Source organism: Sphingomonas crocodyli (assembly GCF_004005865.1).
In the GTDB taxonomy this organism is placed as follows: domain Bacteria; phylum Pseudomonadota; class Alphaproteobacteria; order Sphingomonadales; family Sphingomonadaceae; genus Rhizorhabdus; species Rhizorhabdus crocodyli.
This window is the reverse complement of sequence record NZ_SACN01000001.1, coordinates 635,072-661,274: the sequence shown is the minus strand read 5'-3', so window position 1 is coordinate 661,274 and position 26,203 is coordinate 635,072. Positions and strand designations below refer to the sequence as shown.

The 26,203-nt window shown below is 57.8% G+C and carries 24 protein-coding genes and 1 pseudogene; 4 read left to right on the top strand and 21 right to left on the bottom strand.

Features of this window, described 5'->3' with window-relative positions; translation table 11 throughout:
• The first annotated feature begins 8 nt into the window (after positions 1 to 8).
• Positions 9 to 227, top strand: a complete 219-nt coding sequence (locus EOD43_RS23515) for a hypothetical protein (RefSeq protein ID WP_164857066.1) — start codon at positions 9 to 11, stop codon at positions 225 to 227.
• Here EOD43_RS23515 and EOD43_RS03290 read toward each other — a convergent pair.
• Complete coding sequence (locus tag EOD43_RS03290; protein ID WP_127741059.1) at positions 199 to 999, bottom strand: aspartate dehydrogenase; 801 nt, start codon at positions 997 to 999, stop codon at positions 199 to 201. The genes EOD43_RS23515 and EOD43_RS03290 overlap by 29 nt on opposite strands.
• 102 nt (positions 1,000 to 1,101) lie before the next feature.
• Between EOD43_RS03290 and EOD43_RS03285 the strand changes: the two genes are divergently transcribed.
• Positions 1,102 to 1,419 (top strand): non-heme iron oxygenase ferredoxin subunit, encoded by a 318-nt coding sequence (locus EOD43_RS03285; protein WP_127741057.1) that lies wholly within the window; start codon positions 1,102 to 1,104, stop codon positions 1,417 to 1,419.
• Positions 1,420 to 1,501: 82 nt separating this feature from the next.
• On the opposite strand, the gene EOD43_RS03280 is transcribed toward EOD43_RS03285, so the two are convergent.
• Genes EOD43_RS03280 through EOD43_RS03260 form a run of 5 tightly spaced genes read right to left on the bottom strand, consistent with a single transcriptional unit; the run spans position 1,502 to position 4,887 of the window.
• Positions 1,502 to 1,699, bottom strand: coding sequence for a hypothetical protein (locus tag EOD43_RS03280; RefSeq protein ID WP_127741055.1), 198 nt, complete (start codon positions 1,697 to 1,699; stop codon positions 1,502 to 1,504).
• Positions 1,700 to 1,703: 4 nt separating this feature from the next.
• On the bottom strand, positions 1,704 to 2,936 hold the full coding sequence (locus EOD43_RS03275) for an NAD(P)/FAD-dependent oxidoreductase (protein WP_127741053.1): 1,233 nt from the start codon (positions 2,934 to 2,936) through the stop codon (positions 1,704 to 1,706).
• A complete protein-coding gene (locus EOD43_RS03270) occupies positions 2,936 to 3,769 on the bottom strand; it encodes a DODA-type extradiol aromatic ring-opening family dioxygenase (protein WP_127741051.1) in 834 nt (277 codons plus the stop codon). Before EOD43_RS03270 ends, EOD43_RS03275 begins: the two co-directional genes overlap by 1 nt.
• A gap of 1 nt (position 3,770) precedes the next feature.
• Entirely contained in the window at positions 3,771 to 4,019 is a 249-nt protein-coding gene (locus EOD43_RS03265; protein ID WP_127741049.1) for a hypothetical protein, read from the bottom strand.
• 34 nt (positions 4,020 to 4,053) lie between these two features.
• On the bottom strand, positions 4,054 to 4,887 hold the full coding sequence (locus EOD43_RS03260) for an alpha/beta fold hydrolase (protein WP_164857065.1): 834 nt from the start codon (positions 4,885 to 4,887) through the stop codon (positions 4,054 to 4,056).
• A gap of 103 nt (positions 4,888 to 4,990) precedes the next feature.
• Between EOD43_RS03260 and EOD43_RS03255 the strand changes: the two genes are divergently transcribed.
• Positions 4,991 to 5,815, top strand: a complete 825-nt coding sequence (locus EOD43_RS03255; RefSeq protein WP_164857064.1) for a GntR family transcriptional regulator — start codon at positions 4,991 to 4,993, stop codon at positions 5,813 to 5,815.
• 67 nt (positions 5,816 to 5,882) lie between these two features.
• Here the strand turns inward: EOD43_RS03255 and EOD43_RS23945 are convergent.
• From EOD43_RS23945 to EOD43_RS03205, 10 genes and pseudogenes are all read right to left on the bottom strand, one after another.
• Positions 5,883 to 6,004 (bottom strand): annotated as a pseudogene (locus EOD43_RS23945) (HU family DNA-binding protein); the annotation flags it as partial.
• A gap of 60 nt (positions 6,005 to 6,064) precedes the next feature.
• Complete coding sequence (locus EOD43_RS03245; protein ID WP_127744598.1) at positions 6,065 to 6,424, bottom strand: RidA family protein; 360 nt, start codon at positions 6,422 to 6,424, stop codon at positions 6,065 to 6,067.
• Between the two features lie 74 nt (positions 6,425 to 6,498).
• Positions 6,499 to 8,229 carry a hydantoinase B/oxoprolinase family protein gene (locus tag EOD43_RS03240; protein WP_127741044.1) on the bottom strand — a complete coding sequence of 577 codons (1,731 nt, stop codon included), beginning with the start codon at positions 8,227 to 8,229 and terminating at the stop codon, positions 6,499 to 6,501.
• A gap of 12 nt (positions 8,230 to 8,241) precedes the next feature.
• The gene (locus tag EOD43_RS03235; RefSeq protein ID WP_240653060.1) at positions 8,242 to 10,302 is read right to left on the bottom strand and encodes a hydantoinase/oxoprolinase family protein; all 2,061 of its coding nucleotides are present in this window, start codon (positions 10,300 to 10,302) and stop codon (positions 8,242 to 8,244) included.
• A gap of 243 nt (positions 10,303 to 10,545) precedes the next feature.
• A complete protein-coding gene (locus EOD43_RS03230; RefSeq protein ID WP_127741042.1) occupies positions 10,546 to 11,883 on the bottom strand; it encodes an MFS transporter in 1,338 nt (445 codons plus the stop codon).
• Positions 11,884 to 12,091: 208 nt separating this feature from the next.
• Complete coding sequence (locus EOD43_RS03225) at positions 12,092 to 14,515, bottom strand: TonB-dependent receptor (RefSeq protein WP_164857063.1); 2,424 nt, start codon at positions 14,513 to 14,515, stop codon at positions 12,092 to 12,094.
• Positions 14,516 to 14,798: 283 nt separating this feature from the next.
• Positions 14,799 to 15,887, bottom strand: a complete 1,089-nt coding sequence (locus EOD43_RS03220; protein ID WP_206363482.1) for an alpha/beta hydrolase family protein — start codon at positions 15,885 to 15,887, stop codon at positions 14,799 to 14,801.
• A 17-nt stretch (positions 15,888 to 15,904) separates the two neighbouring features.
• A complete protein-coding gene (locus EOD43_RS03215; protein WP_127741038.1) occupies positions 15,905 to 17,068 on the bottom strand; it encodes an NAD(P)/FAD-dependent oxidoreductase in 1,164 nt (387 codons plus the stop codon).
• Positions 17,065 to 18,414 carry an FAD/NAD(P)-dependent oxidoreductase gene (locus EOD43_RS03210; protein ID WP_240653219.1) on the bottom strand — a complete coding sequence of 450 codons (1,350 nt, stop codon included), beginning with the start codon at positions 18,412 to 18,414 and terminating at the stop codon, positions 17,065 to 17,067. The genes EOD43_RS03215 and EOD43_RS03210 overlap by 4 nt, the downstream gene beginning before the upstream one ends.
• Positions 18,415 to 18,419: 5 nt before the next feature.
• On the bottom strand, positions 18,420 to 18,731 hold the full coding sequence (locus tag EOD43_RS03205; protein ID WP_127741034.1) for a (2Fe-2S)-binding protein: 312 nt from the start codon (positions 18,729 to 18,731) through the stop codon (positions 18,420 to 18,422).
• 216 nt (positions 18,732 to 18,947) lie between these two features.
• Between EOD43_RS03205 and EOD43_RS03200 the strand changes: the two genes are divergently transcribed.
• Positions 18,948 to 19,868: a LysR substrate-binding domain-containing protein gene (locus EOD43_RS03200; protein ID WP_127741032.1), complete on the top strand. Its 921-nt coding sequence runs from the start codon at positions 18,948 to 18,950 to the stop codon at positions 19,866 to 19,868.
• Positions 19,869 to 20,017: 149 nt separating this feature from the next.
• On the opposite strand, the gene EOD43_RS03195 is transcribed toward EOD43_RS03200, so the two are convergent.
• The 5 genes from EOD43_RS03195 to EOD43_RS03175 form a co-directional block, all read right to left on the bottom strand.
• Complete coding sequence (locus tag EOD43_RS03195) at positions 20,018 to 20,293, bottom strand: HU family DNA-binding protein (protein WP_127741031.1); 276 nt, start codon at positions 20,291 to 20,293, stop codon at positions 20,018 to 20,020.
• A gap of 68 nt (positions 20,294 to 20,361) precedes the next feature.
• Positions 20,362 to 21,858, bottom strand: coding sequence for a phospholipase effector Tle1 domain-containing protein (locus EOD43_RS03190; RefSeq protein WP_127741029.1), 1,497 nt, complete (start codon positions 21,856 to 21,858; stop codon positions 20,362 to 20,364).
• A gap of 20 nt (positions 21,859 to 21,878) precedes the next feature.
• Positions 21,879 to 22,346: a hypothetical protein gene (locus EOD43_RS03185; RefSeq protein WP_127741027.1), complete on the bottom strand. Its 468-nt coding sequence runs from the start codon at positions 22,344 to 22,346 to the stop codon at positions 21,879 to 21,881.
• A 262-nt stretch (positions 22,347 to 22,608) separates the two neighbouring features.
• Positions 22,609 to 24,027 (bottom strand): aspartate ammonia-lyase, encoded by a 1,419-nt coding sequence (locus EOD43_RS03180; protein WP_240653059.1) that lies wholly within the window; start codon positions 24,025 to 24,027, stop codon positions 22,609 to 22,611.
• Positions 24,028 to 24,216: 189 nt separating this feature from the next.
• Complete coding sequence (locus tag EOD43_RS03175) at positions 24,217 to 26,202, bottom strand: hydantoinase B/oxoprolinase family protein (RefSeq protein WP_127741025.1); 1,986 nt, start codon at positions 26,200 to 26,202, stop codon at positions 24,217 to 24,219.
• Position 26,203 lies beyond the last annotated feature (1 nt).

Sequence of the window (26,203 nt, the reverse complement as noted above, 5' to 3'; positions counted from 1 at the left end):
GGCGCGTAATGATCGTGCCCTTTCCGCATTTTGGGGTTTCGGTGATGCCGATCTACCCTTTTGCTCGCTTGGTGCTGATCCGCCGGCACGAACCAAGGCCGGCCAATCGCGTTCTCAATCAATCTGATGCGAACCAGCTCTCCCCTGCGGACGTGCCTGCGGCCGGCACGTCCGCCTTTCTGCGCATTGGCCTCATTCTTAGCTGCCAACCTTTAGCGCGCTGGTGAGCCCTTCGACCGCCGCAATAACCGACAAGGCGGTTATCCGACCAGTTCCCGGCTTCTCAATCGTCGGAATATTTTGGATCCGGAGCTCAAAGCTCGCGCTGTCCGCATCCACAAGGATTCGATGCGTATTGCGCTCAAGTGCAGGGTCCGCCCAGATCTGCAGTCGGGTCTGATCAGGCCCGATACCAGCGAGGGCGAGCGAGGCAGCGACGTTCACATTGGCGGGGAAACCGCGAGCACCTTCCCGAGCGCTGCCATCGAACAGCATGAGTGGCTCGGTGAGAGCCGAAAGATCGACGCCCTGACGCACAACCTCCGGGGCGCCAATAAGCGACTTGGGCGGCTTGCGTGTCACCATCGTGACCGAATGGATCGTCCCTTGGGCGGCCGCACGAACGGCATCGAGCCCCAAAAGGGCACCCGTCGCCATGATGATCCGTCCACCATGCGCACGTGCGATGTCGACCACGTCCATATTTTCGATCAGCGCTGCGGCACTGACCGTCACAACGCACGCACCGGCGGTCAGAGCCGGCACCACGATGTCACGAAACGCAGCGGTAGGCGCTGTTTCAACGACGATGTCAGCCTGAAGCGCCAACGCATCGGCGGACATGATAGGCACGTCTGCTCCAAGATCAGCTAGGCTCTGTTCAACCTTGGCTCGATCGCCGCCGACCACGCCGACCAACTCAAGGTCGGGCTGGGCAAGCACCCATTTCCCAACGGCTTTTCCGATCGTGCCGAAGCCCGCGATACCAATTTTGGTCATCGTACCTCCTGAAAATCGATGTTCAGCTTTCTTGGAGGAAGGCATGTCGCCTTGCAAATAAAAACGGCATACTGTATGCAGTGAACATCGCAGGAGATAAGAATGACGTCGATGACCTTCGTGTGCAAAATTGGGGATGTGCCGCTCAATGGCGTTAAGCAGGTCGCCCTTGCCTCCTTCGATGAGGAGTTTGCCGTCTACAACCTTGGCGGAGAGTTCTTCGTCACAGACGACATGTGCACGCATGGGATGGTTTCGCTCGCCGGCGGCGACGTTGAGGACGGACAAATCATTTGCCCACTCCACGGTGGCGCCTTCGACATTCGCACCGGGGCGGCAACGGAACTGCCCTGTCGGACTAAGTTGCGTACCTACCCGGTCGAAGTGCGTGATGAGGATATTTTCGCGGCCCTGGGATGATCGGCGACGCGATATCATTCCCGCTGGTCGCATCAGCTCGGCCTAGCCTAGACGCCGAGCGTAGCCAGCTGGCCCCGGTCACTCAGCTCAGGCAATATTCGCAGATCTTGTAGAGCATATAGAGCGGCACAAGCACGAGCCCGAGCAGCAGCAGACCATTCATGACCAGATCGACGCGATCAACGCGCTTTCCTGCATGACCTGGGGCGGAGCCGGCGACGCTGGCAGGAGCCTCGCCTGCCCCATCGCCGCCTGGCTTCTCCCCCTGATGGTCGACCATCTCGTTAGACCAGGACTTTGAGATCGACCGCATCATCTGTCAGGGCGGCAAAATCGATGCTCTTGCGGCCTACCAACTTACGCGCCGTGCGCATGTCACGCACGGCGTTGATAGCGGTAACGCCAGCAATACTGCTATCGACGACGTGGAAGATGATTGCGCTTTCTTGATCAAGGCGGCCTCGGACCAGGTCTTCGTCGCCGATCGGGCAACCGATCACCTGCACATTAATGTCATATTGATCGGTCCAATAGGATCCTGGCTCCCGATACTCATCGGTTGCGCCCATGATCGCGCGCGCCACATGTTCGCCGTGCATCGCCGCATGCGCCCAGGTTTCCTGGCGATCATACCGACCGAGGCCCGCGTTCATGTGGAAGGTGACCTCGCCAGCAGCGTATATAAACGGGTTGCTCGTGCGACCATTGGCATCAACGACGATACCACCCGCAGCGACCTCTAGATTGGCCTCGCTAGCAAGGCTTGTATTGGCAGTGACCCCCACACCGATGACCACCTGATCGGCGGCCACCTGTGTCCCATCAGAGAGATGGAACACGAAGCCATCTGCCATTCGCTCGGTTCTGGATATCGTCGTCTTCAGACGGATATCGACGCCTTCGCGCCGGTGACGCCTCAGAAGAAGGTGTGACAGTGGCGGCGAGGCTGAGCGTTCCATGACCCGGCTTGCCGGATCTATGATCGTCACTTGGTGTCCGCGCCCCACAAGCGAAGATGCAACCTCAAGGCCAATGACACCCGCCCCTACGACCACGACACGGCACGGTGTGCCGGCAGCGTTTCGCAATGTTATCGCGTCGTGAAGATAGCGCAGATAATGGACGCCCGGCGTTCCGTATGGGAGTGCATCGAGCACTCTCACTGACGACCCCGTCGCGAGAATCAGACGATCATAAGAGAGTCTGTCGCCTGAGGCCAATTCGATGGTTCGGACGTCCGGATCGATCGATACGCAACGTGCCGACAAAGACAATTCGACCCCACAAGCAGACAACTGCCCTTTGGGATCGAGACCAATCCGAGCCTCACTCCCATCATTCGTGAGAACGGCCTTGGATAGAGGCGGCCGATCATAAGGCGGGTGGGGCTCATCGCTGAGCAATTTGATACGCCCTTCAAAACCGGCATCTCGCAGACTTAAGGCGGCTCTGACCCCTGCAATGCCTGCGCCCACGATGATGACGGTGTCCGACGCACCCGGCGGTGTTGCAGGCATTAATCAGCTCCGTAACTGTACTGGGGAAATAGTTCGATGGCCGCCATTCCGGTGATCCACGGCGCAACGGGTTCGTAGAAAATGCGCTGCCCAGACGTAGCGCCTGCCGCCCCAGCTGCTACGAGCCAGGACAACAACTCTAGACCCCCATTGCCTGCCAGCTCCACGATCTGCGCACAGTCATGGGTGCGGGCGAACTCTTCTGCTCCGCCCTGCTCAAGCGTGCTCAGGAAATCTTGGTCAAAATCTTGAGCGATCTGACCTTCGCCAGGCATGCGAAGCCAATGTGAAAGGCCTCCCAAACCTATCACAATCACCCGCTCTCCTTTGGGACGGGCGCATTCGATGAATTGGCGCAAGATCTTGCCGAGCCTGTGACACCGCGCCGGCGAAGGCGGAAGCGGCATCCCACTATTTACATACAGCAACACTGTCTGAACGGCATCACTGGGATCCACCACCAGCTTGGGAAAGGCCATACCGTGGTCGGGTATGACCTCTTCAGCTTGGACCAGATCATAGTCCGCATGGGCTGCGAAACGTGCGAAGTCTTCGGCAAACGCACGGTCACCGTTCATGGTGGTCACCGGAACTCCGCCATCCCCTAATGTCTGCAGCCGGTCTGAGGTTGCGATAGCCAGCGGTATTTGGAGAGCGAGATCGAAATTGTTGAAATGATCTGGGCCGATCAACACGAGCCGATCCGGACGTAAGGCCGATACCCGCTCTCGGATGTGCAGCATTCCTTGAAGAACTGCCTCCGCCTGATGCTCAACGCCTTTGGGCGGGAACATCACATGCGACATACCGAAAGCGCCGACAATTCGACCCATTTCAACGTTCCAAAAGTCGGTCGAGATAGACGTCGAGCGGTCCAGCCTGCGCGGTTGCTTTGCCCTTGCGTAGCCGCAGATATTTCATCTGAAGATTGGGATGCACGCCCAGGTCAGTCATCGCCTCGATCGTTCCGGCTTCAAGCATTGCAGCCTCACCAGAGGTGACAGCATATCGCTCGAAGACCGGCGCTGGATCGATCGAGAACTGTTCGGCAGCTGCTGCATCGCGCAGCAAATCCTGGATCATTCGGTGGATCCGGTAAGGCGCAACAACTGGCATGTCAGGCCTCAAACCCTGGCCCGTTTAGAAAGGCGGTGGTTACCGCAACGAAGGCCTCTGGAGCCTCGATCATCACCCAATGGCCGGCGTGGGGCAGTATGAAGCCCCAACTATTTGGAATCAGATCGAGATAGCCATAGGTTCGCGCGAGAACGGCCACCTGGTCCTCCTTGCCGCCAACCACAAGCGTTGGGCAGCTCACCGAACTGATCCGCTCGCGCGGATACGTCATCGGATCTTCCTTGAGTCTATTGTGGATGGCTCCCATCGCAGCGCGCGCACCGGGACGCATGGTGAGCTCATGACGATAAGCCACCATTTCGTCACTGATCTCGAACCGCGAGCCCGCGAGAAAGCTAACGAGCTTGCGCATCCCCTCCGGCGTGTAGTCGTAGCTTCCCAGAGCTTTCTTTGCTGCAGGGTCGGGGTTGCTCACATCAAGACCGGCCGCCCCCATCAAGACGAGCTTGCGGACGAGCTCAGGTCGCTCAATTGCGATGCCAAGTGCTGTCGCACCACCCATCGAATTGCCGATTAGATTGACGGCCTTTCCTGCGCCGATCGTCTCCACGAAGCCCGCCATGTGGCGGTTGCGCATGGTCTGCCCATAGTCGAAATCTTTGGGGTCCGGCCGATCGGACTCCCCGAAACCAGGCATATCGACGGCGATCACGCGAAAATGCTGCGCGTAGGCCTCCAGACAGCCTCGCCAATTGCCCCATGCATCCGCACCAGATCCACCACCATGGATGAGAATGAGCACCGGACCGCTTCCCGCCTCGATGTAATGAGTCTTCACTCCTTCGATCTCAACGTAGCGCTTTTGAAGATCCACCACTCATCTCCTGTTTGCATACTGCATACCGCATTCCATCTACCGCGCAACAAAGAGTTGCGTCCGATGGAGCATGGGGCGAGAAGCAATCCTGGTTTCGAGCGTGAGCAGTTTGCTTTCGGGAGATGCAAAGAAGAGTGACGCGATCCTGTGGATTCGCTTAAGGAGTAGCGATGCGGGGCCGCACAGACGGTTGATCGACGATCGGAGAACAAAGTTGAATGTACGAGGAAAGGGCGCAACGGCTGTCGTTCAGGTCGATAGGCTGCGCGATCAGGTGTACCGCCTGATCCATCAGGACCTGAAGGTCGGACTGCTCGAACCCGGCCAACGCTTGGTCGAGGGCGATCTCGCAAAACGGTATAATGTATCCCGTACACCGATACGCGAAGCGCTATTTCAGCTTTCGCGAGACGGCCTTCTTAGTCCTGCCGAACGCGGATATGTTGTGGCGGCCGACGATGTTCAAACCACAATTGACCGCCACGAGGTTCGCGAGCTGATCGATCCGCGGCTTGCTGCCCATGCGGCTACCGATGGCACGCCAGCGCAGAAGCGAGCGCTCGAAAAGGCGCATGAGCGCCAATGCACGGCCCATTCTGCCGGCCGCCTAAAGGCCTTCATCAAGGCGAATCTCGAATTCCGGGCCGCTTTGCGGGCCATGTGTCGCAACCCTCTGCTCGAGCGCTGCTCTCAAATGCTTGACGATCAGGCTCAGCCGTCTCGCAGAGCCGTCTTCGAGGTTGAAGAATATCGCGCAATTGAGATCGCGCATGACACCAAAGTGCTGGAGGCGATCCTTGCCGGGGACGCAGCTCGTGCGGACGCTGAGATGCGGCAATATGTGGAAACGGTTCGGCGCCACCTTAAAAGCGTGACCCGGCCTGGCTCGCATGCCTCTGCGCCGACGCCGAGGGAAATAGCTTAATTCAATCCCTTATTTACAGCCGAGAGCGACCGGATCGGACGGGTCCGCCCGGTCGCTTCTAATCAATTCAACCGTCCAGCCCGTCCTTGATCGCCTTGGCAGGCGTGAAACCGAAGCGGCGATCTGGATCGCAGCGCCGGTGGAAGGATTGCGGTCTTCCCGTCCGGGGGCGGCTTTCACCTTGAACCGATCGTTTTGCCAACAAGCTCTACGAAATTTATCTCGGCGGGCAGTCGCCCGGTAAGGTGATCAATCCGATCCGATCGCTGCTGTTACGATGATCTCCACGAGCGTAGCGCTATTTGCCATAGAACACTGAGTCGTCGCACGAGTCGGGAACGCATCCGGTTCAACCCAAGCATCCCAAGCTGCGTTCATTTCCGAGAAGTCGCGGGCAATATCCTTCATCCAAATTTGCGCGGTGAGCAGCCGCGACTTGTCAGTCCCCGCGTCACGGAGGACCTTGTCAATCTTGGCGAGAGTTTCCTCGGTCTGCCCTTTGATATCAGCGTCCTTGTCGCTCGCGGTTTGGCCTCCGACATAGACTACCCCGTTATAGACCACAGCGCGTCCCCGCCGAGCATTCGTCACAATTCGTGTAATATCCATTGTCATATCCCTGTATTCGGGTGCCGAGATAATGCTTAAAAGCGGTGCCGGTCAGCGAGATGGCGCATCTTGTGTTAGTGTTCCAGCAACCAAGACTGGGCGCGCTGCACCATATCCGTGCCGTAATCGCTCAATGCCGCAGCTTCGGATATGACACCGTCTGCCAAATCCGCTGCGATGGCCTCTATCGATCGGTCCTGGGTGGGCCCGAAGCCGCCGCCGCCGGCCGTTTCGATGCGCAGTGTTTGCCCTCGTTCAAGGATCACACCTGCGATTTTGGATTCGAGCACTTGCTCGTCGGGCGTATCAGCATCACGCAAGAGGCGCGCTCGCCCGCCCTCTCGACCCCCGTCCACGCCTGCGGCACCGCGCTTATGGCTGTCAGAGCGCGCCGACACGATCGTCCCATCGCACAATGCACGGATCTGGCGCGCGATCCCCAGGCCTCCGCGTTGGCGCCCCGCTCCCCCGGAATCCACGACCAGACCATATTCCTCGACAAGCAACGGATATTCGTTTTCGAGCGCCTCGGTCGGCATGTTCAGGCTATTGGTCACATGAACATGAGTGGCGTCCATCCCGTCATGTTCGTGGCGTGCGCCGGATCCGCCGCCGATCGATTCACCAAAAACGTAGAAGCGCCGGCTATCCCCATCCGTGATTTCGCCGGACAGATTGATCGTCGGGAGGACGTCGAACGCTGAAGCAACAACTCGCTCTGGCGGAAGGATATTCCGAAATGCGCCGAACACTGCTCCGGCAATTTTTTGACAGGCTATGGTGCGGGCTCCATTGGCCGCTGGTGCCCGCGGGTTCGCTAGCGTTCCAAGTGGCGCACATATTTTGACCGCTTCGAACATGCCGCTGTTGGGCAAAAGCTCGGGATCGAGAAGCGATTTGACGCAGTAGTAGATCGTCGCACGCAAAGCGCTTTCTGACACGTTGAGCGCCCCGCGCGCCTGCGCCCCCGTTCCATCGAGATCGATCAGCAATTGCTCGCCGTCGACCGTCACGGCAACCTTGATAGGCACCATGTCACCACCATTGCCGTCGTCGTCGAGCCAGGTCGTGAAGCTGTGGGTTCCTTCTGGGAGATCAGCGATGCGGCGGCGCAAGCGGCGCGCCGTGTAAGTCAAGGTATCCTCGATCGCGGCCCGCATTTCGGCCTCGCCCATTTGGCGGACGAGTTCGAGCAGCTGCTCGGCGCCACGATCATTCGTCGCGATCTGAACCCGAAGATCGAGCCCCCGCTGCTCCGAGAGACGCGAGTTTGCCGCGATCAGATTGACGAGGTCGGCGTCCACAACGCCGTTCCGCGCAATCCGGATGACTGGGATACGTAGGCCTTCCTCAAAAATGGTACGGGCCTTCGCCGAGATTGATCCGGGCACAGAACCGCCAACATCCGAGTGGTGGCCAATATTGGCCGCAAAAGCCAACAACCGGCCATCATGGTAGATTGGCGTGACGATAGAGATATCCGGCAGGTGCGTGCCACCAGCAAGATAGGGATCATTGCAGATAAACGCATCGCCATCGCTGATTTCGTCTGCAGAATATCTCTTAAGGATAGCCTGCATTGCCCCCATCAATGAACCGAGATGAATCGGCATGTGAGTTCCTTGCGCCAGCAGCCGGCCTCGATCGTCGAACAGACCAACCGAGAAGTCTCGACGCTCCTTGATCTGTGCAGAAAAGGATGACCTTACCATCGTGATGGCCATCTCTTCAGTGATCGACATCATACGATTTGAAAACACTTCCATTGCGATGGCGTCGAAAGCGCGAGTGATTGCCTGATTCATTCCGCTGCTCCTTCAGGCCAAGGTTTTAATAATGAAGTTGCCCGCACTATCTGCGATTCCGGTCTGGTCGGGCCGCAACACTATTGTAGAGCTCATCTCATCGATGATCGCCGGCCCGATTAAGGGCGTGCCGAGCGGAAGTAGCGCACGGTGGTACACTGTGGTTGGACGCCATCCGGCCTGGCCGAAATAGACGTCACGCTCGTCGACCATAGCGGCGGCCAAACTGATCCCCGGCGAAAGAGTGGGGTTCGGAAGATCAGGTAATCGGCCGACGGCCTGCACGCGGCAATTAACGACTTCAACCGGATGCTCCGGGAGTTCGTAACCGAACTCACGTCGGTGCGTTTCGTGAAATGCATCGACAAAAAGGCTAAGACTACCGGATCCATCACCTGGCAAAGTAACCCGCAGATTATGGTTTTGCCCGAGATAGCGGGCGTCGAGCGTGATATTGATGAGACGATCCGAGGGAGGGATCTGCTCGAACGCCAGCCAATCGCGCCCCTCTTGAGCCATGGTGGAAACGCACGCGGAAATTCTAGGCCAACTTAGGTCATCGGCGGTGAATAGAGTGGTGCGGACAAAGTCTCGGCTGACATCGGACAAAAGCACACCGCGTGCACAGAGGGTGCCGGGCTCCTGTGGAACAAGGATTTGGGGCATGCCACATTCAACGGCCACGTCCGATGCGAAAAGGGGCCCTGCGCCGCCAAAGGCGAACAGCGTAAGCTTTGCCAGGTCATAACCATGCTCGCTCGAAACAGCACGTATCGCCCGGCTCATGTTCGCCGTCGCGATTCTTAACATGCCATATGCTGCGGCATCCACCGAAATGCCGAGAGGGCCGGCAATCTGATCATGGATCGCCTTACGCGCCGCGTCATGGTCGACCTTGAGGCGCCCTTCGAGAAGAGCAGTCGGGTTGAGCCTGCGCAAGACGATATTCGCATCCGTCAGCGTTGCTTCTGTGCCACCCTTGCCGAACGCAACAGGCCCTGGCACAGCACCAGCGCTACGGGGGCCGATCTTGAGCGCCGACGCATCATCGACCGCAGCGATGCTACCCCCTCCAGCACCAATCACGTGAATGTCGATCATTGGGAGCTTTACGGGAAAGCCCGCCACCAAACGCTCGCTGGTGAACTTCGGCCGGCCGCCAGTGATGAGAGAAACGTCCGTACTCGTTCCCCCGACGTCAAACGTCACTAGATCGAGGATATCCGCTGCTCGACCAATACTCGCGGCGCCCACGACGCCGGCCGCCGGCCCGGACAAACAGGTCAGAACGGGAAGTTGCTCGACGGTTTTCATAGGAAGCAGGCCGCCGTTTGAATGCACCGTCAGAGGTTCGACCTTCAATCCGCTCGCAGCGATGTTGGTGCGCAGCCGATCGAGATAGGCCTTCATCTTCGGCCCGACATACGCGTTGAGCGCCGTAGTCGACATGCGCTCGAACTCACGGAATTCAGGCAGCACTTCGGAGGAAATCGACACAAACACGCCTGGCAGGCGCGCCGCGACCTTGTCTCGGACTAGTTGTTCATGCGACGGATTCCGGTAGGAGTGCAGAAAGCAGATAGCGACTGCCTCGACCTTCGCGCGCGCCAGCTCGTCGAGTGCCGCATCAACGCTGTCGGTATCGAGCGGAGTTAAGACCTGCCCCTGAGCATCCAAACGCTCATCGACTACAAGACGGTGTACGCGCCGGATCAGCGGCTCCGGCTTGACCACTGAATAGTCAAACAAATCTGGCCTGGTCTGGCGACCGATCGCAAGCACGTCACGGAAGCCCTGAGTGGTCAGAAGGCCCGTTTTTACTCCACGCCGCTCTATGATCATGTTCGTAGCGACAGTCGTGCCGTGCCCGACATATTCAACTTCGTGTGGTGCGATCGAAAACAGATCGAGCACCTGGCGAATGCCTTCCACGATCGCCTCTGACGGATCTGACGGAGTGGAAGGGGTCTTGAAAAATCGCAACGTACCGGCGTCTCGATCAGAGACGACAAAGTCGGTGAAAGTCCCGCCGACATCTAGACCTATGCGATACATTTTTCGCGCAAACTCCACCTGGATCCTGGACTGTCTCAATCGAGCGCCCATCGAAAATTCACGGAACGATCGGGCAGTTACTTAATTCAGTCAAACTCGTGGAATGCGTAACTCATTCCAAAATGTTATGAACTCGGCGCCCGTGTATGCGCGTAAGTCGGTGACCGATGTTCGCTAGCTTCTGTGTTCGGCGGCAGTCGTTTGCGACGGTTCGAAGCGTCGGGAGCTTCAGCCCCATTACGGTCTGCGGCGCCCGGACATCTACCCAGCGTGGTCGGCGACCTGCCGTTCGGACTCTGCGACAGCCTCCCTCATCGGCTTCATTGCCAGCCGCAGCAGCCAGGCCCCGCAAGGCATCGTAAAGGAGCACAACAGTGACAAAGACCAGCCAATCCGACCCGCGTCGCCAAACACAAAATCGGTCAACGCGCCCACCAGTGTCGGCCCGAGCCCAAGGCCAAGAACGCCATATAAAGCATAGGCTAATGCGGTTAGCTGACCGCGAAGCTCATTCGGTGCCAAAATGGCCAAACTCGCCGCCATGTACAGCATAGACGGGATCGTGACCGCGAGCAGCACGCCGTAAACGGCGAAGAACAGCCAGGGATTCGGGATAAAAAAGGCGAGCACGGAAATCGGTGTCGAAGCGAACACGACCCATGAGTAAAAAAGGAGATTGGCGTCCGTCCTGCCGCGAGCATAGAGCCAATCGACGATGCTTCCCTTCAAAACCAAGGCACCGGCGGCGAAAAGGCTGACAACGCTCAAGATAGGACCATATTGGATCGGGTCGAGGCCGTAGCGGCGCGCAACAAAGGTCGGCACCCAAGCCGTCAGCGCGTATCCGCACAGGGCGATCAGGGAAAATCCGACATACATCGGAATCATCAAGCGGCGATGAGTTCTAAGATATTCGAAGAGATAGCCAGGCTTCGGCGGCGTAGCGCTTCTCCGCCCAAGCCTCGGCGGCTCCGCAAAGGTGAACACAAGAAGCGATGCCAGTGCACCCGGTATGCCGACGACGAAGAATACAGCTTGCCAAGGCTTGAGATCACCTAGCAGCGGAACGGCAAGCGACACTCCGCTTAGTAAGCCGATCAGCAATCCCCCCAGTCCAAAGGCGGTTGCCGATCCGATTTTATTGCTGGCTTGATAGATCGCCATTGCGGTGGTGAGGCGTTCGCGCGGGAATTTGTCCGCTAGAAGCGACGCCGCCGCCGGCCCTAATATGGCTTCACCGGCCCCAACGCAAACGCGGGCCGATCCTAGAGCCAATGCCGACTTCGCTAAACCGCTAGCGGCCGTCGCGATCGACCAGAAGCCTACGCCAAGAAAAATAGTCCGGCGGCGCGAATATCGATCGATTATCCAACCAAGGGGAAGTGCGCACACGCCGAGGGTAACGCCGAATGCAGGCCCTAGAATAAGGCCCATCTGAAAGTCGCTTATCCCGATATCGGCTTGGATAGGTTCCACCAACATCGTTAGGAGGTATCGGTCGAGAAAGGACATCACATAGAAAAAGCAAAGGACGGCGAGCGCCCACCAGGCGGTCCAGTCAGCCTTGAGCTTCAGAGTGGGATTATTGGCTGACGACATATTCACGCAGACCCCGACTTTCGACCAGCTTTCTGATCAAGTTCGTCAGATCGATCATCGACCGATCCATACAATCTGCGTGAGAAATCATTCTGACTTCGTCTGCAGAAATTTTGGACACCACCCACGCGATCCGATGTCGGGCGCCACGTTGGAGGTATCACGCTCCTCGGCCCGCTTTGACACCGTCTCGCGTGGAGCAATGCCTTTAGAACTCACTCGAAAGGGAGACCATGAACGCGCGCGGCGAGGCGAGTGTGTATGTGGGCGTACCTGCCGCAATAAGGGTGCCATTGACCCCGCGTGTTGCCACAGCGTTCGGCTGCGTCGCAGAGATTGCGCTCAGGAAAGGCTTGTTGCCGACGTTGGTGATGTTGAACTTCACCGCCGCTTTCTGTCCCCAAAATTCTGGAAGTTCATAACCGATACCCAGATCGACTGTGCTGTAGGATTTGATCTTCTGGTCGTTCATGAGCGTCGAGAACTGGGAACCGTTATACTTCCAGAGCGCATTGGCGAACAGCGACCCAGTCCGATAATTTAGCCCCGCGGTCGCAGTCCATTTCGGCGAAGCAGGCGCGACCTTGCCGGCCGTTGGAAGGAAATCGCCGCCTGTCGCGAAGTTGCTCTTTGTTTTCGCATCTAGATATTGTCCGTTCACATAAGGTGAGAAGCCGTAGATTGGCGCGAAACCTAACTCGGCAGTGACACCGCGCGTCTTCTGGGTGCCGGCGACCAGAACTGTCGAGACACCCGCTCCATTGAGAATTGCGCTAGCGGATATCTGACGATTTTTGATCGTCTTGTTGAAGAATGCGACGTCGAATGTGACAAGATTGTCGTGATAACGATATCCGAACTCCTGGCCGAGGCCGGTCTCCGGCCCCTTGTCCGACCGGCCGAGTTGAGCCACGCGGCCCGTCCCAAAATTGTAGGTGTTCGGGTAAAGCTGGATCGTGAATGGCGACCGAAGACTTTTCACGATATTGCCGTAGATCTGCATCGTCGGGGTCACATCGAACGCAAAGCTCGCTCGAGGCAGGAAACGATGGAAAGTCGATCCGAAATCGGTCTGCGGTCCCGGCGCTAGATTGGTTCCCCTGAGAGATTTACGAAAATATTTGAGTCCAACTTCGAGCGTTAGACGATCGTTCAGCAGTTTCTGCTGATCACCGATCGAGATCGCGTCAATTTTCGAACTGAACTTGTAATTCAGTCCCGCAATTACATTCCCATCGGTGGAGCGCAATGCATCGTTTGCCCACACGCTGCTGACGCTCCCGTCCTGAGCAACAGGCGTGAGATTGTTGATCGCGTCGATATCGAAATAGTCGTGCCAGTAGCCGACGAGTAGACGATTGGAGTCTGTCACATCATAGGTCAGCCAGGTGTTCGCACCAATGGCATAGTGGTCCTGGAAGCTATTCGACATCGCAGGAATCTGGCCGTTCACCAAAAATAGGCCAGTGGTGTTGATCTGAACGCGGCTCGTTCCATTGAACACACTCGCCGGGTTCACGGATGTTTGACCCGGGCTATTGCTTTTCGTCCAATGATAGTAGGGCACCACCGTAAGGGTAAGCCGATCGCTGAAGCGAATCTCATTTTTGAACGAAACAATCAGATTCTTGCGCTGATAGTAATTCAGCTTGTAATAATTCGTAGTAACGCCGGGCACGAATGTTCCGGCATAGTTCCCTATCGTATAGTCATCGGCGGCCTTTGCAGCGTTGAACTGCGCCAACGAGATGACATTCGAGCGCATGCTGTTCCAATCGGTGTAGGACACGAACAGCGTGCTGGTCGCCTTGTCGCCCCACTCCTTCGTGATCTTCGCATCAGCATGAACGCGGTCCCCCGTGCCCGGCAGATTGAAGGTGCCCGCTCTCGTGTAAGAGCCAGAGGCGAACGCCTTCAGGCCCGATTCACCGATAACGCCAGTCTCGAGACGCCCAAAGATGCGGTCGGTCTTGTACGAGCCATGACTGTAGGCCACGAATCCACCGAGTTCTTCGCTTGGTTGCCGAACCGTCGCGATAATCTCACCGCCCACAGCCGTCTGCACCGGATCGGTTATACGCGACGACCCGGGGATCACGGTTATACCCGCTAAGTTTTCAGGGTCGACGAAGGTCTCCGAGTAAGGAAGAAAGAAGGCTTGGTCGACGACCGGGATATCTTCGAGGATCCAACCCTGCTCGTTGGACGGCAAACCGCGGATATAGACGAAGCTACGCTGGGCCATCGCGAATGGATCCGACTGACCCGTTGCGATGCCGGGTAAGGTCGCAATGATCTGAAGGGGGCCACTCAGAGACATCCGCTCCGCTATCGCCTTAGCGCTAACACTGCTGACAGCTAGGGGCTCGCGCTGCGCGATCATGTTGCCGCCGCCAACCGCCCGCTTCGCGGTAACGACAAGCTCGCGCAGGATGTCTTCCGGCGCAACCGCACTGCTAGACACTTGCGCTGGGTCGGACGTCGCCTCGGCCGCCGCCGACGCACCAGACGCGGCAGGTACCTGCTGCGCCGACGCAGCACATAGTGCCGTCATCGAACCGCAACAGGCTAAAGCTACACGCAGAGTGATCGCTTTGGTTTTGTGCGCTTTGCCGTGAATGTTGTGCCGCATCGCGACCCCCCTTTTTATATTGCCGATATTTCGACGACATTGGGAGGCTATGCTGCGCGAATGAACGCTGTCTAATTCGTGTTTGTCGGACTTCATTCTGTAGCGTTATGTTTTTCGGAATGCGAAAGTGCGCTTGCACGCTTCCAACGGTTCGCATTTTTCATCGATTTGAACCCACGCCGAGAAAGATAGCGCAGGTGTAAAGGCACGGTTGGAGCTCGGCCGCCCTTCGAATTTCTTCTTGTTGTGATAACTTGCGCGCTGCCTTGTGAGGCAACTTGGATCAATGTTTCGGGGGCAATCGCTCGATCCAATGAATAATATAGTCGGCAACGACCAGATTGTTCCTGTCTTGCATGAGCATGTGGCTATTGCCCCGAAAGCCATTTTCCACTGGACGAAAAATGGATGCGTTACCACCTGCGTGGACGACACGTGACACGAATGCCTCACAATCCGCCAGCGCATCCCCCCAATTCGCCCCCACCGGCTGGCGAGAAGAAAGATGATCGCCGAAGATCACAAGGATCGGGACCGCCGACAAGACCCGTATTTGCTCTTCAGTGTAAACCGATGACGTGCAGCCGGCGGGTTCAACCGAGATGATTCCGCGAATATTTCCCTTGCCCAGCAACACAACCTCGAGCGGCATGCGACCTGCTTGAGAATGACCTATCATAACGACCTGCGTTAGATCGTCAGCCAGTTCGGACAGTCCCGGGATCGTTGGGTTTGGAACAGAATACATATCGGTCATGTCTGGCACGACCTGCTTGGCGAGTTCGCCTGTGGCCTCCAATGGAAACTGGCTGTCAGGAAAATCGGAACCGTCAGCTTGCTTTATACGAAAGCGGGTCAGCGCCGTGTCCGAACCAATACGCCGAATGTTCGGTTGTGATCCCGAGGGACTGACGCCGGCACGCACATCATTGAATTTTGCCGGATCGAAACCCGATCGCCCCCGGCCGACCTGATCAACGACATAGCTGTCATAGCCTTTGCGAACGAAATATTCGTACCAACCCATCCTGCCGTCGGGCGTCGTCTCGAAGCTTTTGCCGCTGAGAGTTCCGCCATGAATCATCACCACTGCCGTTCCCACGCTTTTGGCGGGGAGCATGTACGCGACGTACATCTGATCAACGATGATCTGACCATTGCCATAGAGGCCGATCTGGGCAGCGGTTCTCGCAACGGATTTCCCACCCACATAGAAGCTGCCCACTCCTCTTAATGTTAGTGAGGTGCCGGATTTCTTCAGATCCTCAAAGCGCTGAGCAACGCTGCCGCTTGATGAGAGTGCGGCTAACAACATGAAGGCTGTCAGCTTGCCCCTCAATCCACATGCGAAGTAGCCGATCAACTTGTTCACGTGCCCTCATCCATCGGTCAATCTCGCCCCCAACCGACGCCATTTCCGACTGGGCGGGCACCGGATGCGTCCATCAGTCGCTCTGGCGCGAGACCGCTAAGATCAACTTTGGAATAGCCATCAACCAGTAATTCTGCCGTCGCCACACCCAAAATGGGCACCAGCTGAAAGCCATGCCCGGAGAAGCCGAAGAGATGCATTAGCCCGTCGCGCGAAGGCGACAGACCCGCGATTGCAATGTTATCGAAAGTCTTTGCCTCCAGACCCGCCCAGGTTCGAACAATCCGCAGATTGGCGATCTCCGGGAAGAGCGCCAGCGCGGCAGCCGCGGATCGAGACATAGCCATCCCGTCAATCTCAGATGTTTCGGCTACGAGATCAGCCTTGCCCTGTTGGCCACCTCCAATCAATATAGTCCCTTGAGCAGTTTGTTTGAACGAAAGCTTTCTGCCGACAGCTCCGATCGTGGGCTTCAGAAAGGGCCTGACGCGCTCTGTCACGAGCATCATGGAGGCTTTCGGGCTATCAAGGGGTATCTCATCGCCTGCCATCGCAGCGATCTGCGCAGCCCAAGCTCCACCTGCGTTCACGAGCAGGGGCGCCTCGAAATCTCCTGTCGTGGTTCCCACTGACCAGAGCGCCCGGCGTCGATCGATTGACGTTACGCCAATCCCTTCGTGAATGTGGACGCCTGCACTTCGCGCGGCAGCGTAGAATGCCTTGATCGTGCGATGAGGATCCGCAGCACCATCTTTCCGAACAAGCCGCGCGCCAACGCAGTGACGAGAAATTGCTGGTACGAGCGCTCGCAGTTCCGCCGCGTCGATCATTTCTTCATGCGTAAAGCCGTCCGCGCGAAGGAGCTCCACTTTCGTCGCCAGATCGATCAGCTCGATTTCTGTTTCAGCGACCTTGATCTGCCCGCTCGGCTCGAACCCACAGTTATCGCCAACGAGCTCTTCCATGTGATGCCACATTTCCATGGCGGCAAGAGAGGCCGGTAATTCGGCGCGGGCTCGGCCGAGCGTTCGGACGCCGGCAGCCGAGGCTCCGGAAGCATGGCGCCCGATCCGTGCGCGCTCGAATAATGTGACTTTCAACCCTCTTCGCGCCAATTGCAGTCCCGCTGAAAGGCCATGCAAGCCACCACCGACGACCAGAGCGTCTGAGGTCCTCTTCATCGCGACACCTGCAAGTCAGCCAACTCCCCCAATGTCAGCGGCTTGAGGGGCGGACGGATGCGGGGAAACGCGACACATCGCCGTTCTACACCTTGAGCTTCGGCCACAAGCCGCACTAGGCTGAGGCCGCATTGCCGCCCCTGGCATGGCCCCATCCCCGCCCTTGTTGCGATTTTCACGCCATCCGTACCGAGATGGGTGCGGCCCTCAAGCGACGAACGGATCGTCACTGCTTTAACCTCCTCGCAGCGGCACACGGTCGCACCGTCCTGGATCGCCAACTCGACAGGAGGATATGCCGCATCAATGAAGCGCCTAAAGCGCGCGGCCGCGTTGAGCGCTCGCTCTAGGGGCTTTGCTAATTGGATCGCCTCGAAACCCGGCATTTGCTCTGCTGCCGCCAATATGCCTATCGCAACGAGCTGGCCGGAAAGCCTTGCTGCCCGAGCCCCCGCGATCGTCGCGCCGTCGCCAGCAATGAAGATCTTCGGCTCAGAACTTTGACCAAATCTGTTCCGGACGGGCTCGAAACAGGATTGCCTGTCATTCCAGCGATGTTCGCATCCCGCAGCCAGCGTTGCATGCAATGCTGGCACGACCCCATCGTGGACCAACAGCAACTCAGTATCGATTTCCCCTGTAGTCCCCGAGCTCGTTTCGTATTGCACGCGCTCGAGGCATTCACCGCCACGCGCTTCGAGCGAAACCACATGTCTTATGGCTGGAAGCCCAGATGTCTCCACCGTCCAGCGCAGACCTCGGCAAATATCCTTCCACCCATAAGCCAATGCACCGGGCAAATAGCGAAGCGACCGAGCCATTGAATTGGGCGGCGTCGTATCCAGCAGCCCTGCAACCCTACCGCCGGCGGCGGTCAACTGATGCGCATAAAGAAGCAGTAACGGCCCACTGCCTGCGAGCCATACCGGCTTATCGGGAATTTGCCGTGCCACCTTCAATAGGATTTGGGCGGATCCGACCGTCATGACCCCGGGCAGTTCCCAGCCTTGAAACGGCATTGGCCGCTCTTGCGCGCCCGTGGCCAACACAAGGAAATCGGGCTCGAACACGCGTGTCCTGCCGCCATGGCTCAAGAAAACGCGCGGCCCCTTTTCGATCTGCCAGACCTCCGCGTTCGGAAGATAAGTGCCACCGCTCGCGCGGAATCGCCGGACAAGTTCAGCACCTTCTCGGTCCTCTGCGGAATGAGCATTCCGATTTTCTATGGAGGCGAAAATCCGCCCACCCGGTGCGGGCTGGTCATCCGCGACGGTCACCGAAACTCCGCGCGACTGAAGATCCAGCGCAGTCGACATTCCAGCGGGTCCCGCGCCGACGACGAGCACCGCAGTCAACGAAGAGCATCCTTAAAAGGATCTGGCCGGCCGGCCTGCCGATTGACAACCATGCCTTCCGTCACCCGGGCCATGCAGCTGCGCGTCGAAGTTACGCCGTCAATCTCCGCGAGGCATTCGAAGCAAGCCCCCATCATGCAATAGGGCGCCCGCGGCGAACCGCCGATGACCGTTGTACGGCTCATGTGAGGAGCATGTCGCAACAAGACAGCAGCAACCGGCTCGCCGAGATCCGCCTTGATAGCGTGGCCATCTACTGAAATGGTCACCTGCTTCACTGTGGTCAGGCTATTGTACTTTCTGAACATGGACGCTTTCGACGATCTGTTATGCGCCACGTTTGTCCGCGCTGAGATCACGCGTCAAAGTCGATTTCTGACGAGTTCATTCTGCGGAGTTATGTTTTCTTAGTTGGCCGTCAACAGCGGACCCGGCTGCGCGAGCCGCGCCCCCAACTACCTTCCTAGTCCAGAAACATTTCTGTAAGACACCAATATCGGTCGTTCTTTCGCTGAGGTTATGAGATGCGGCGCCACGTTAATTTGAGACAAATCGAGGCTTTCGCTGCCGTCATGCAGAACGGAACAATCGCGCGAGCAGGCGAAATGCTGAATATTTCGCAGCCTGCCATGAGCAAACTCATTGCCAACCTGGAATTCGATTCCGGTCTCATCCTGTTCGATCGTGTCAAAAAACGATTGGTGCCAACAGAACATGCCCTGCGGTTACGAGACGAGGTCGAGCGGATTTTTGCCGGTGTGCATCAGGTCGAAAGTGCCATCACGGCGCTCCACCGCGAGGGGCAGGGACGTCTTGTAATTGGTGTGATGCCAGCCTTGTCAGGCAATTTCGTGCAACGTGTGACTAGCGCCTTCCTCCGGTCGAATGAAAACGTCATTTGTTCCGTGCAAGCGATGAACTCACAGTGGGTGGTCGAACGTCTTGTTGCGAGAAAGATCGACGTCGGGCTAATCAATGGCCGGCTGGATAACCCCCACGTCCTCGTCACAACGCTTCTTGAGCACCCTCTCGTATGCATCATGCCGAAGGATCACCCCCTCAGCTACAAGACGCATGTCGAGCCAGACGATCTGAATCAATTGCCGTTCGTTGCTTTCGAACCCCACATTTTTGTACGGCACCTCGTCGAAGAAATGTTCGAAAAGCATCGGATTACGCCTAGCATCGTTGTATCAGCCAGCGCGGTGCTCACGGTGTGCGAATTCGTAGCCGCGGGGCATGGCGTATCTTTGGTACATCCGTTGATGGTCAGCGGGCTTGAGAACCATTTAGTTGCCCGTCCTTTTGAACCCAGCATTCCTTTTAAATTTCAGCTTTGCCGAAGCGCCGACAGTAAGAACACAAGGCTAGTCGACGCTTTCGCGGCAGAAACACAAATCATCGCTAATGATTTATCGCGCGCGCTGTTGACTGTAATGGTATAGCCGCTGCTCTCGAGCGCTTCGATCGCCTGCCATGCTTGTCCGGCCGCCAAACGCCGGCGAAGTTTCCTGCATTCCCGCATGCCCAAAAAGAATATGTGACTGTCGATGACAACGGCTTCGCCTTGCCCGCCCGGTCGCGTGTGATCAGTTCAACCGTTCAGCTTGTCCTTGATCGCTTTGGCAGGCGTGAAACCAAGCTTCTTCGAAGCAGCGATCTGGATCGTAGCGCCCGTCGAAGGATTGCGACCTTCCCGTGCAGGGCTGGCTTTGACCTTGAACTTGCCGAAGCCCGGGAGCGAGACCTCTTCCCCCTTGGCGGCTGCGTCGGCGATGCCGGCGAAGACCGTCTCAACCAGCTTCTTCGCATCCGCTTTGGTGAGACCGTGGGCTGCCGCGATGTGATCAGCGAGGTCGCTATTGTTCATGGATGTGTTCCTTCTGCACTATGCTGGCCTGTCTTGACGAAGTGCCGCCTGTTCAGGCGTGACCTGCGTCACATCGGCCTTGCTGCAACGTGAGCGACGCGCTGCCGCCTGTCGATTACCGCATCAGCCGAGCGCCTGTCGCACCTAAAGTCGCTCTCGCTACCGTCATCACAGACAATCGTCACGCAAGTTTGACCGGACCGCAGATCGAAGCCGTCAGGGCTCTTTTCGAGACATCCAGCAGCGATCATTTCCGGGATGAATCCGTAAGGTTGAAGGGCAGCGGAGCATAAGAGCGGTGGTCCGCTGGCCTGCAGGGATTGGGCCGAACATTGAGGAAAGCGTTCGTCGAGCTTTGTTAGCTGTCGCAGCCTTTCGACGGCCGAAATATGGATCTTGGGCCGCCCTGCGCTGTGAGCGATCTGATGATAGCGGAGCGGTTCGCGGAAATTGCGATACAGCGCCTTATACGCGATCGTGTAAGCTTTGGCGTCATGGATGGGACCATACCGATCCTCAAACACGCGTGCATCGGCCGCAAACAGCTTGGCAGGCCGAAGCCGATCCAGCATCCAGTTAAGCGAGACGCCCTGTAAGAAGCCGTCGACCCTATCGTCGGGAGAGTAGCTGCCACCAACGTCGGCATGCGCGCCAGCAAACCATATCTCCTGGATGTCGGTTGGTGGTGCGTTGTGGCAATCTTCGCGCATCTTGGGCGCATTGGCGAAGATTGGTGTGAAGCTATAGGCGCGATCATCATCGAGCGAGAGCGCGTGATAGACGTGGCGCACGTTGCAGGTCGTGATCAGATAATGGTCCGGGCTCTCTGTTGGATCCTCGGTTCGGTCGGGCGTTCCAAGTGCCTCCACCGTATCCCAAAGCGCCATAGTCTCGATTTCGGTCGCGAGATTTTCGCCGCGCATCTCGATATTATAGGATGCGAGAATATTGCGAATGGCGCCAAGCCGGCGTTCATTCTGAGCATGCAGGGTCTCCCCCTTATGCCGTCCGGTTTTGTACGCGTCATAGATCTTGTCGACGATCATCGTGCGCTGGGCGACTGGCCGCGCCGCGAGATCCGGGATCCCAGCTATGGCGATCAGACCACCCAGAATGCGGACGCCGTAAGCACCTCGGCTAAAGCCACTCAAGTAGATATGGTCGCCCGGCCGATAGATCTCGGTCAGAAATGCATAGGCGCCCTTCACATCGGCCGCCATGCCGTAGCCCATTGCTAGGCCGAGCGCTCCACCGCGACTGCCCACACCTTCTGCATAATAGGTTGCGAGCGTGCGATCGCCCTGTTGCCCAGCGTAGTTGTCAACGAATTCGAAAAGGCGTGCCGCATTAGTGCGAGAGATCTGGCTATTTCCCGTCCCGTCAACGGTGACGAAGATATTGCGCGGGCGCTCCGGCGGTTGCCCTCTCAGCCCATAGAGTGAGCCGACCTGAGTGACGGCGCAGCCGCTGAGCAAGAATGCGATGCAGAGTGTGAGAATGGCTTTCATCGGCGCCTCCACTAAGGTCATGGTTACAAAGCCACGCGACGCGCCGATACCGGCCATTCAGTCTCGCAAAGGCACCGTCAGAGCGGCGGCGCAGAGATGTCCTTACGGACGTAATCAGCCTGATGTTCGGCGAAACTCTCTTGATCGACGATCTGGAGATCCGCACGCCCCGTCATGAAGCCGGTTTTGATCTGGCAGCGGACATAGCTTGTCTGACCAGGGCGAACGTTCACTTCGACGCTCGCGGTCTTATTGGTGAGAATATAGGGCCCAGCCGGCACCACCCACTCTGCGAACTTACCGCGTCCCAACTCGACAATCTCGTGGCCACGATAGCGGACCGGGCAAGCGACGCCGTAGCCCATGATCGCAGATGGACGGTAGATGACGATCTTGCCACCCGCTGGTGGGGTTAAGGCCGCCACAGCAGCAACCGTATCCGGCACTGTTTGCGCGATGGTCGGCGCTGCAGCAATAAACGCGAGCACCCAGTACGAATGGCGGGCTCCAGCGATTGCACGCCGACATTCTGACGCCTTGCCCATTTACTCCCCCCGCTGAATTGTAGCCCCCGCTACTGTGAACAACTGGGCATCAGCAACGAAATGCGTCAAGCTACAAATGATCCGGCATGGTTCATACCGCCACGTCGAAGTTATTAAAGGTAGCGAGTCAAATTACCGCGCCTTCGCGAATGCTAACGCATCAAACGCATCGTGCACTGATCACCACGATATTTACTGATGCCCTGCGCACGACGCCGGACACCTTTATATATTTTCAACAGCCGCACTCAAAGGCCAGCTCTTAGCTGAGCATGCTGCTCGGTTGGGTAAGCGCAGCTGGGCACAGGACAAGATCCAGATGCTCGCGCGTCATAAGCCCGCGGCTTAGAACGATGTCGTAAACGTTGAGCCCCGAACTGTGCGCCTCGACAGCCACCTCGGTCGCGAACTGATATCCGATGTGTGGATTGAGCGCGGTGACAATCCCGATCGATCGTTCGACCTGAGCCCTCAGAAGATCACGATTGGCCGTTATGTCGCGAACGCAATGCCGTTCGAGCGTTTCACACCCCGCGGTCAAATGGGAAAGGCTCCGCTCGAGGCTGTAGAAAATGATCGGTTCGAACGCGTTGAGCTGAAGCTGGCCGGCTTCCGCGGCCATCGTAATCGTCATATCGTTGCCGATCACCTCGAACGCGATCTGATTAACGACCTCGGGGATCACTGGATTGATCTTACCGGGCATGATCGAGGACCCTGCCTGACGCGGCGGCAGATTTATCTCGTTGAACCCTGATCGAGGGCCCGACGACAGCAGGCGGAGGTCATTGCAAACCTTCGACAGCTTGACCGCGATACGCTTCAGAACTCCCGAGAGTTGGACAAAGGCACCGCAATCTTGCGTTGCTTCGATCAAGTTCGGGGCAGTGATCAAATCCTGGTCGACGATCGCTGACAAACGCTCACGCACCAGCGCAGCATAGCGGGGATGTGAGGCGATGCCTGTTCCGATCGCGGTACCACCGAGATTGATTTCACGGATCAGGCCCGAAGCCTCGAGCAAGCGAGCTTCGTCTTCCGCCAGCATCAACGCGTATGTGCCAAACTCCTGGCCTAAGGTCATCGGGACAGCGTCTTGAAGCTGCGTCCGGCCCATCTTGAGGACGTCAGCAAACTCCTGCGCTTTGGCATCAAAGGCCAGCCGCAGATTGGCCATCGAGACGAGCAGGCGTGAAATCGCCGACAAGGCGGCAAGCTTCAGCGCCGTCGGGTAAACATCATTGGTCGACTGGCCGAAATTGACATGCTCATTGGGATGAAGGCGGACATATTCACCGCGCTCGAAACCCATAATCTCGAGTGCACGGTTCGCGATAACCTCATTGGCGTTCATATTGGTCGACGTGCCCGCCCCACCTTGGATGGGATCGACGACAAACTGATCATGCAATGCGCCGCCACGGATTTCCCGGCACGCTGCAACGATTGCGTCCTTGCTCACCGCATCGATGCAACCCAACTCGCAATTCGCCTCTGCTGCGGCCTCCTTGATCGCTGCGAGGCCTACGATCAGATCCCTACATGTTCCAATCGACGTACCTGTTATCGGAAAGTTCTCCATCGCTCGTAACGAGTGGATTCCGTAATAGGCGTTTTCGGGAACGGGCATGTCACCGAGCAGATCGTGCTCCAGACGAAAGGCGCGCGAAGGTTGGATCACGGCTTGCTCCTATCCGATAGAGTTCCCGCCGCCCGAGGATCAGGCTCAAGGCGAGCGCACTGCTGCTAGGCACATCAATCGTGCCCGGCGCACCGCACATATTGGTGAGTGAAGCGTCAAAAAGACCCCGATCCTCCGCGCTCGCCACCCGCATGACGAAGAGCACGGAGGATCGGGGCAGCCCCGGACCTAAGCGGCCTTGACGATGAAGGGGTAGCGCTCGATCAGATCATCCTTGAGCGCCCGCATTTGCCTTGCAGTGCCGTTCTCGGCGAAGCGCCCTTCGGCGACGGCCGTGAAAACCTGATCTTTGAGGAATTGGCGCCATAAGGTCGGGACCGACGACAGAAGCTCGGTCAGCAGCCCATAACGCTCTGTGGTCCACGTCGTCTCGAACCTGTCTCGGAAGGCGCCAAGGTCGAAGAATCCATTGGCTCGCGTAGAGACCAAATTGGCTCGATGAGCCTCAGTCGCGACCGGATCGAACCCATTGTCGCTCAAGATCACGCCATATTGGATTTTGGCATTTTCAGCCGACACAAACCCGCACTGCACGTCGCGAACGACCAATGCGGGATCTCGGGTCAGAGGATCGCCATAACCACCCGCCCCGGGGCCAATCATGCGAATGACGTCACCCGGCTCACAATTGACGAAATCGATATTGCCCAGGCTTCGCTCTTTTCCGGTGCCCGGGTTTTTTAGGAAGAGCGCGGTCGTGCCAGCTTGACCGCCGGCCAGCCCCCAGGCCGAAAACAAAGATCGATCGCGGCTACGCGAGGTGACAACGGTGTTGGGGGATGTGACCTCGAACTCCATGACCGAGGCTAGTCCGCCGCGATAACGACCAGGGCCGCCCGTATCCGGCCACAGCCCATAACGCTTCATGCGGACTGGCACTTCGACCTCGATGATCTCGACGGGCGTATTGCGCAAAAAGGCCGTATAACCTCCACAGCCTTCAGCGCCGTCGCCAGCCGGCATACCGCCACCACCGCCGCCAACGGGGCCGAGCGATGCCATGACCGGCATGCTGTGCCGGTCAAACGTCTTCACGTTGACGATGGCAATCCCCCCTGCGGCTGCGGCCGGCAGGAGTTCTGGAAGCGCTTGCGCGAAGGCTCCAAATGCTGCGCTTTGCATCACTGTGCAGGTCAGCGATCGCATACCTACCGCAGCAGGCGGCTCACAATTGACGACCGTGCCCTGGGGCAAGATCGCGCGAGCCGCGCGTAGCGTCCCGGCGTTCAGCAAAATGCCGGGGCTCAACGTGGACAGCACGAAGGTCAGCCCGACGAGCGCCAGAGGGTGACGCTCCAAGCCGCCCGTGGGCATGTTCAGCGACGAGGAGAGCTGCGGGTCGCTACCGGTATAATCGAACTCAACCGCATCATCTTCGACGCGCAAAGTTAGCGCAATGCGGCATGGATTTTCGCTCGCGCCATCATCGTCGGCATAGTCACTGAAGAAATATTCGCCGTTCGGGATGGTCTGGATCACCCGCCGCGCCTGCGCGTGGGCATAGTCCAGGATCGCAGCTGTTCCGGTGCGGAAATCATCCAGGCCAAAGCGGTCGATGATTTCGACCATCTTGCGCTCACCGATATTGACCGAGGCGAGCTGAGCCTTGAAGTCCCCCCAATTCTGATCGGGTGCGCGGACGTTCCGCTGCATCAGAGCCGCCAGCTCTTCGTTGAGAAGACCGGCTGACACGATCTTAACGGGCGGGATCCGAAGTCCCTCCTGGACAATTTCGCTCAGCGAACGGGACAGGGATGCAGGTACGGCCCCGCCGACGTCTGTGTTATGGATATGGCCCGCAACAAAGCAGGCAAGCTCGCCCTTGTAGAAAACCGGTTTCCAAATGTGGATGTCCGGCGTGTGCGTTGCGACATGTCCACTATAGGGATCGTTCGAGATGCAGATATCACCCGGCTTGTAGGACGGGATGAGGTCGAGCATCGGGCTGTAATCGATACCGCTATACCATGGCGCACCAAAGCTGTGCGGCGACGCAATTGCGTGGCCATCAGCCGACAGGATTGTGCAGGAGAAATCCTCGGTTTCTTTGATGAAGGTGGAGTGGGCTGTCCGAAGCAAGGTGAATGCCATCGCATCCGCTGCTGCAGCACAATGGTTCATCAGGATTTGGAGATTTTGTCCGCTGATAGCCATT

Excerpts from the sequence above, each read along its gene's own strand:
- EOD43_RS23515 (WP_164857066.1), top strand. The coding sequence starts at position 9 with ATGATCGTGCCCTTTCCGCATTTTGGGGTTTCGGTGATGCCGATCTAC.
- EOD43_RS03230 (WP_127741042.1), bottom strand. The coding sequence starts at position 11,883 with ATGTCGTCAGCCAATAATCCCACTCTGAAGCTCAAGGCTGACTGGACC.
- EOD43_RS03195 (WP_127741031.1), bottom strand. The coding sequence starts at position 20,293 with ATGAACAATAGCGACCTCGCTGATCACATCGCGGCAGCCCACGGTCTC.
- EOD43_RS03200 (WP_127741032.1), top strand. The coding sequence starts at position 18,948 with ATGCGGCGCCACGTTAATTTGAGACAAATCGAGGCTTTCGCTGCCGTC.
- EOD43_RS03185 (WP_127741027.1), bottom strand. The coding sequence starts at position 22,346 with ATGGGCAAGGCGTCAGAATGTCGGCGTGCAATCGCTGGAGCCCGCCAT.
- EOD43_RS03280 (WP_127741055.1), bottom strand. The coding sequence starts at position 1,699 with ATGGTCGACCATCAGGGGGAGAAGCCAGGCGGCGATGGGGCAGGCGAG.
- EOD43_RS03225 (WP_164857063.1), bottom strand. The coding sequence starts at position 14,515 with ATGCGGCACAACATTCACGGCAAAGCGCACAAAACCAAAGCGATCACT.
- EOD43_RS03190 (WP_127741029.1), bottom strand. The coding sequence starts at position 21,858 with ATGGCCGGTATCGGCGCGTCGCGTGGCTTTGTAACCATGACCTTAGTG.
- EOD43_RS03240 (WP_127741044.1), bottom strand. The coding sequence starts at position 8,229 with ATGAATCAGGCAATCACTCGCGCTTTCGACGCCATCGCAATGGAAGTG.
- EOD43_RS03285 (WP_127741057.1), top strand. The coding sequence starts at position 1,102 with ATGACGTCGATGACCTTCGTGTGCAAAATTGGGGATGTGCCGCTCAAT.
- EOD43_RS03265 (WP_127741049.1), bottom strand. The coding sequence starts at position 4,019 with ATGATCCAGGATTTGCTGCGCGATGCAGCAGCTGCCGAACAGTTCTCG.
- EOD43_RS03290 (WP_127741059.1), bottom strand. The coding sequence starts at position 999 with ATGACCAAAATTGGTATCGCGGGCTTCGGCACGATCGGAAAAGCCGTT.
- EOD43_RS03215 (WP_127741038.1), bottom strand. The coding sequence starts at position 17,068 with ATGAAGAGGACCTCAGACGCTCTGGTCGTCGGTGGTGGCTTGCATGGC.
- EOD43_RS03275 (WP_127741053.1), bottom strand. The coding sequence starts at position 2,936 with ATGCCTGCAACACCGCCGGGTGCGTCGGACACCGTCATCATCGTGGGC.
- EOD43_RS03175 (WP_127741025.1), bottom strand. The coding sequence starts at position 26,202 with ATGGCTATCAGCGGACAAAATCTCCAAATCCTGATGAACCATTGTGCT.
- EOD43_RS03270 (WP_127741051.1), bottom strand. The coding sequence starts at position 3,769 with ATGGGTCGAATTGTCGGCGCTTTCGGTATGTCGCATGTGATGTTCCCG.
- EOD43_RS03245 (WP_127744598.1), bottom strand. The coding sequence starts at position 6,424 with ATGGATATTACACGAATTGTGACGAATGCTCGGCGGGGACGCGCTGTG.
- EOD43_RS03205 (WP_127741034.1), bottom strand. The coding sequence starts at position 18,731 with ATGTTCAGAAAGTACAATAGCCTGACCACAGTGAAGCAGGTGACCATT.